Source organism: Micromonospora sp. I033 (assembly GCF_053890995.1).
This window is the reverse complement of the sequence record NZ_JBSSLX010000298.1, coordinates 1-5,547: the sequence shown is the minus strand read 5'-3', so window position 1 is coordinate 5,547 and position 5,547 is coordinate 1. Positions and strand designations below refer to the sequence as shown.

The window sequence follows — 5,547 nt, the reverse complement described above, 5'->3', positions numbered from 1 at the left end:
GACCGGCTTGGCGTTGTCGGTGATGAGGAACTGCGACTGGTGGCAGGGGCAGAGCAGCCGGTTGGTCTGCTGCTCGTAGAGGCTGGCCGGGCAACCGGCGTGCGTGCAGATCTTGGAGAATGCGACGTAGTTGCCCCACATGTAGTCGCCGTGGCCCTTGCGCTCGTTGGCGGCGCGCGACTTCTCCGCGTCGTCCTCACGCAGGTGGATCAGCAGGGTCGGCGAGTCGGCGTGCTTGTTGCTCACGCCACCGTCGATGCCCGGGAACACGGTGAGCTGGCCGCCGACGCTGACGTCCGCCGGGCGGATCGGCCGGCCGTCCTCGCGGACCAGCCGGATCCGCTCGCCGCCCTCGGCCGGGGCGAAGCCGGTGGTGAACATCTGGTTGTTCTTGTGCGGCTGCGAGATCAGGCCACCGACCAGCGGCGCCGCGACGACCGCGCCGACCGGCGCCAGGCCGGCGAGCAGCGAGATGCCGAGCAGCGGCCGGCGCCTCACGCCGAGCTCGTCGGCCATGTAGAGCATCGTCTCGCCGGTGATCCGGCGGTCCTCCGGGGAACCGGGCTGGTCGTGCCGGTCCTGGATCGACACCTCCTTGGGCAGCAGCTTCTTGCCCCAGGTGAGGATGCCGAAGCCGATGCCGAGAAGGGCGATGCCGAGGGTCACGCCGAGCAGCGGGGTGTAGAACTTGTCGCCGCCCCGGCCGGCCTCCCACTTCCACGGCCACCAGATGTAGATGACCAGGAAGGCCAGCCCGGCGAGGAACGTGATCCAGAAGAACGAGGCGACCGTACGGGTCAGCCGACGCTCCGCCTTGCTGCCGGGGACCACCTGCGGCTCGTAGTGGACGATCTCGATGTCGTCCCGCCGCGCGCCCTCCTCGACGATCTCGAACCGGGAGAGCCGGGGGTCGTTCACGTCGAGCGGCTCCCGACCCGCCGGGGCCTGGTGCTCGGTGTGGGTGCTCATGCCGTCACCTCGCTACGGGTGACGCCGGGGGTCGGCGCCACAGCACTGAAACGAATGATCCGCTCGGTCACGACTTGCCCGCAATCCACAGGCTCGCGAAGACCAGCGCGACGATGCCGACCAGGAAGATCGCGAGACCCTCGGTCGACGGGCCGTACCGGCCCAGGTTGAAACCGCCCTGGTCCTGGTCGTGCTTCAGAGTCTCCTGGATGTAGGCGATGATGTCCGCCTTCTGCTCCGGTGTGATCTGGTTGTCACCGAACACCGGCATGTTCTGCGGGCCGCTCAGCATGGCGGCGTAGATCTGCCGGTCGCTGGCCGGGCGCAGGCTCGGCGCGAACTTGCCCGAGGAGAGGGCGCCGCCGCCGGCACCGAAGGCGTGGCACTGCGAGCAGTTGATCCGGAACAGCTCACCACCGGTGGAGAGGTTCGCGCCCTCGCGCAGGTCGCCCTGCGGCACCTGCGGGCCGCCGCCGAGCTCCTGGATGTACTGCCCGAGCTGGCGCACCTGCTCGTCGGTGAACTGCGGGGGCTTCCGCATGGCCTGGGCTTCCTGCCGGGCCATCGGCATCCGACCGCTGCTGACCTGGAACTCGACCGAGGCCGACCCGACGCCGATCAGGCTCGGACCACGTCCCTCGACGCCCTGGGCGTTGCGACCGTGACAGGTCACACAGCTCACGTCGAACAGCGCCTTGCCCTCGTTGGCGGCGGCGCTCAGGGGCGGGTTGTCCTGCGCCTGCACGCCGGGGGCGAAGACGGTGTAGGCGCCGCCGGCCAGCATCAGCGCGGCGGCCAGCCGGACCGCGGCACCCAGCCGGCGGCGGCCCCTGCTGCGCGCTACGGGCCGCCCGCGCAGCCGCGCGAGCAGACCGCGTCGGCGGTCGTTGTCAGAAGTCATGACCTGTGTCCTTAACCGGTTGGACCTTGTCTCAGGGGACGGAGCAGCGGCGCGATACGTGACGCGCCAAGATCACTGAAGCCAGTAGATCATGGCGTAGAGCCCGATCCACACGACGTCGACGAAGTGCCAGTAGTAGGACACGACGATCGCCGAGGTCGCCTGCGCCGGGGTGAACCGGCCCATGGTCGTGCGGATCATGAAGATGATGAACGCCACCAGACCGCCGGTCACGTGCAGGCCGTGGAAGCCGGTGGTGAGGTAGAACATCGACCCGTACCCGTCTTCGTTGATCTTGACGCCCTCGTGCACCAGGTTGCGGTACTCGTTCGCCTGGCCGAGCACGAAGATCAGACCCATCACGAAGGTGATCGTGAACCACCGCCGCAGGGCGTGGACGTCACCCTTCTCGGCCGCGAAGACACCGAGCTGGCAGGTCACCGAGGACAGCACCAGGATCACCGTGAACGTCGTCGCGTACGGCACGTCGAGGATCTCGGTGTGCTTCTCCCACTGCTCCGGCGCCGCCGCGCGGATCGAGAAGTACATCGCGAACAGCGCCGCGAAGAACATGAGTTCGCTGGAGAGCCACACGATCGTCCCGACACTGACCATGTTGGGTCGGGTCAGGGAGTGGATCCGGCTCTTGTCAATGGCTGGGGCCGCAGTCACGCGGTCATTATTGCCCTTGACCGGGACCGACGATCAGCGGGGTGGCAAACCTGTGCCATCAGTGGCCCGATCGGGGTGGTCCGCTTCGCCTGACCTACCCTGAAAAGCGTGCTGCACGTCGATCCGATCTTCGCCGCCACCTCGGTGGCCCCGGCGACACTCGCGGCGGGGGGCGAGGCCGTCCCGCCGCCGTTCACCGTGGCCCGGGTCCTGACCGAGACCCGGCTGGACAGCTGGCTCGCCCTCGGCCTGGTGCTCGCCGCCGGTCTCTACCTCTACGGGGTCTACCGGCTGCGGCTGCGCGGCGACCGCTGGCCGGTGGTGCGTACCGTCTGCTTCCTCTTCCCGGGCCTGGGCGGCATCGCCGCCGTCACGGTCAGCGGGCTGGGCGCCTACGACACCGCCCTGCTGTCGGTGCACATGATCCAGCACATGGTGCTGTCCATGGTCGCACCGATCTTCCTGGCGCTCGGCGCGCCGGTGACGCTCGCGCTGCGCACCCTGCCGCTGCGCCCGCGCAAGCGGCTGCTGGCGATCGTGCACAGCCGGATCGCCCGCGTCTACAGCTTCCCGCTGGTGGCGTTCGCCATCTTCGTGGTGAACCCGTTCGCCCTCTACTTCACCGGCCTCTACGAGATCACCCTCCGGCACGAGTGGGCGCACGAGCTGGTGCACGCGCACTTCATCATGACCGGCTGCGTCTTCTTCTGGCCGCTGCTCGGCCTGGACCCGCTGCCCGGGCGCTGGCCGTACCCGGCCCGGGCGCTGCTCATGCTGCTCTCCGTGCCGTTCCACACCGTGCTCGGGCTCACCATCATGCAGAGCACCACGCTGCTCGGCGGCGACTGGTACCCCTCGCTGCACCTGAGCTGGTCCGACCCGTGGAACGACCAGGTGGTCGCCGGCGGCGTGCTCTGGGCCGGCGGCGAGTTCGTCAGCGTCACCATGCTGGCCGTGCTGGTCGTCCAGTGGATCAAGCAGTCCGAGCGCGAGGCCCGCCGACTCGACCGCGAGCTGGACCGCCAGGAGGCCCGCCAGCGCGCCGCGGAAGCGAGCGCCTGACCCCCATTCGGGTACGCCAGGGCGGGGCGATCGGCCGGATGTGACGCCCGCTACGATCAGCGGGCAGCTACGAGGTGGGAGCCACGTCACGATGAGCGATCGTCTTTGCACCGTCCTGCTCTACAGCGACGACCCGAAGGTCCGTGACCGGATGCGACTCGCCGTCGGCACCCGGCCCGCGCCCGGGCTCGAGATCGAGTTCGTCGAGGCCGCCGACTACGCCGGCTGCGTCCGGCTGGTCGACGACTACGAGATCGACCTGCTCCTGCTCGACGGCGAGGCGAGCCCCGGCGGTGGCATCGGCATCGCCCGCCAGATCAAGGACGACCGGGACGACGCCCCGCCGACCTGCGTGGTGCTGGCCCGCGCCGCCGATCGCTGGCTGGCCGCGTACGCCGAGGTCGACGCCACGCTGACCCACCCGCTCGACCCGGTGACCACCGGCACCACCGTCGCCGAGCTGCTGCGGCGCACCCACGCCGCGGCCTGAGCCACCCCCACCGGCGCCGCGGCGACGCGGCCGTGGCGCCGACCCCGGCCACATTCGGCCTCCGTGCCGTCGGACGGCGGCACGGACCGATGAAGACCGCCGGCCCTGATCCGGCCTCCGCGCCGCCCGCGGCGCCACGGACCGGATGACGGCCACCACACCCGCTCACACCCCCGCTCGGGAGGCCCGCCATGGGCGAACGGACCTGGCCGCTTCTGCTCAACGCGCTGCTGCGCGGCGAGGAGCTCTCCACCGCCGACACCGCCTGGGCGATGGGCGAGATCATGGCCGGCTCGGCCACCCCGGCCCAGATCGCCGGCTTCGCCGTGGCCCTGCGCACCAAGGGCGAGACGCCGGCCGAGCTGGGCGGCCTGGTCGAGGCGATGCTGACCCGGGCGGTCCCGGTGGCGCTGCCCGAGGAGATCCGGGCCAACGCGCTGGACGTGGTGGGCACCGGCGGCGACCTCGCCCACACGGTGAACATCTCCACCATGGCCGCGCTGGTGGTCGCCGGAGCCGGCGTCCGCGTGGTCAAGCACGGCAACCGGGCCGCCTCCTCCTCCTGCGGCACGGCCGACGTGCTGGAGTACCTGGGCGTCCCGCTGGACCTGGACCCGGAGCAGGTGGCCCGCTGCGTGACCGAGGCCGGCATCGGTTTCTGCTTCGCCGCCCGGTTCCACCCCGGCATGCGGCACACCGGCCCGGTCCGCCGCGAGATCGGCGTGCCCACCGCGTTCAACTTCCTCGGCCCGCTCACCAACCCGGCCCGCCCCCGGGCCGGCGCCGTGGGCTGCTTCGACCCGCGGATGGCTCCGGTGATGGCGGCCGTCTTCGCCGCCCGGGGCGACTCCGTGATCGTGGTACGCGGTGAGGACGGGCTGGACGAGTTCAGCACCGGCGCGCCCACCCGCGTCTGGGTGGCCCAGCAGGGCACCGTCAGAGAGGCGCTGCTGGACGCGGCCGAGCTCGGGGTACCCCGGGCCACCCTGGCCGACCTGCGCGGCGGTGACGCGGCGTACAACGCCGGGGTCGTCCGGCGGCTGCTGGCCGGCGAGACCGGCCCGGTCCGCGACGCGGTGCTGGTGAACGCCGCGGTCGCGCTGGCCACCCAGGGCCCGCTCGACGGCGACCTGCACGAGGCGCTGCGCGCCGGCCTGGTCCGGGCGACCGAGTCGGTCGACTCGGGCGCGGCGGCCGGCGCGCTGGAGCGCTGGCTCGAGGTGGCCGGCACGCTCTGAGCCGGGTACCGCCCGGGTTTTGTCAGACCGGCGTGCCAAACTACACGGGAGTAATTTTCCGTTTTCCGCCGATGCCGCCACCGCCTCCCGGCGGGCACCGGAACGAGAGGAGACGCCCGTGTCGGACCGCGAGCTCTACTGCGACACCTGCGAGGGCGTCGTGCTGTTCGAGGCGCCCCCCTGCGTCGACGGGCACGGCGCGGACTGCCCCGAGC

At 71.3% G+C, this 5,547-nt stretch carries 6 protein-coding genes; 3 read left to right on the top strand and 3 right to left on the bottom strand.

Annotation, left to right across the window (positions count from 1 at the left end; genetic code table 11):
- From qcrA to ctaE, 3 genes are all read right to left on the bottom strand, one after another.
- Window positions 1–969 (bottom strand): cytochrome bc1 complex Rieske iron-sulfur subunit (gene qcrA, locus ACW0Q9_RS28780; protein WP_456186628.1); only part of this gene is annotated, 969 nt, incomplete at its 3' end.
- A 67-nt stretch (window positions 970–1,036) separates the two neighbouring features.
- Complete coding sequence (gene qcrC / locus ACW0Q9_RS28775; protein ID WP_456186626.1) at window positions 1,037–1,870, bottom strand: cytochrome bc1 complex diheme cytochrome c subunit; 834 nt, start codon at window positions 1,868–1,870, stop codon at window positions 1,037–1,039.
- Window positions 1,871–1,942: 72 nt separating this feature from the next.
- A complete protein-coding gene (gene ctaE, locus ACW0Q9_RS28770; RefSeq protein ID WP_456186624.1) occupies window positions 1,943–2,542 on the bottom strand; it encodes an aa3-type cytochrome oxidase subunit III in 600 nt (199 codons plus the stop codon).
- A 108-nt stretch (window positions 2,543–2,650) separates the two neighbouring features.
- Here ctaE and ACW0Q9_RS28765 point away from each other — a divergent pair, with 108 nt between their 5' ends.
- The 3 genes from ACW0Q9_RS28765 to trpD all read left to right on the top strand — a co-directional run bounded on the left by ACW0Q9_RS28765 (window position 2,651) and on the right by trpD (window position 5,332).
- Window positions 2,651–3,604, top strand: a complete 954-nt coding sequence (locus ACW0Q9_RS28765) for a cytochrome c oxidase assembly protein (protein ID WP_456186622.1) — start codon at window positions 2,651–2,653, stop codon at window positions 3,602–3,604.
- Window positions 3,605–3,695: 91 nt separating this feature from the next.
- The gene (locus ACW0Q9_RS28760) at window positions 3,696–4,094 is read left to right on the top strand and encodes a hypothetical protein (protein WP_456186620.1); all 399 of its coding nucleotides are present in this window, start codon (window positions 3,696–3,698) and stop codon (window positions 4,092–4,094) included.
- Between the two features lie 191 nt (window positions 4,095–4,285).
- On the top strand, window positions 4,286–5,332 hold the full coding sequence (gene trpD, locus ACW0Q9_RS28755; protein WP_456186618.1) for an anthranilate phosphoribosyltransferase: 1,047 nt from the start codon (window positions 4,286–4,288) through the stop codon (window positions 5,330–5,332).
- The last annotated feature ends 215 nt before the right edge of the window (window positions 5,333–5,547 follow it).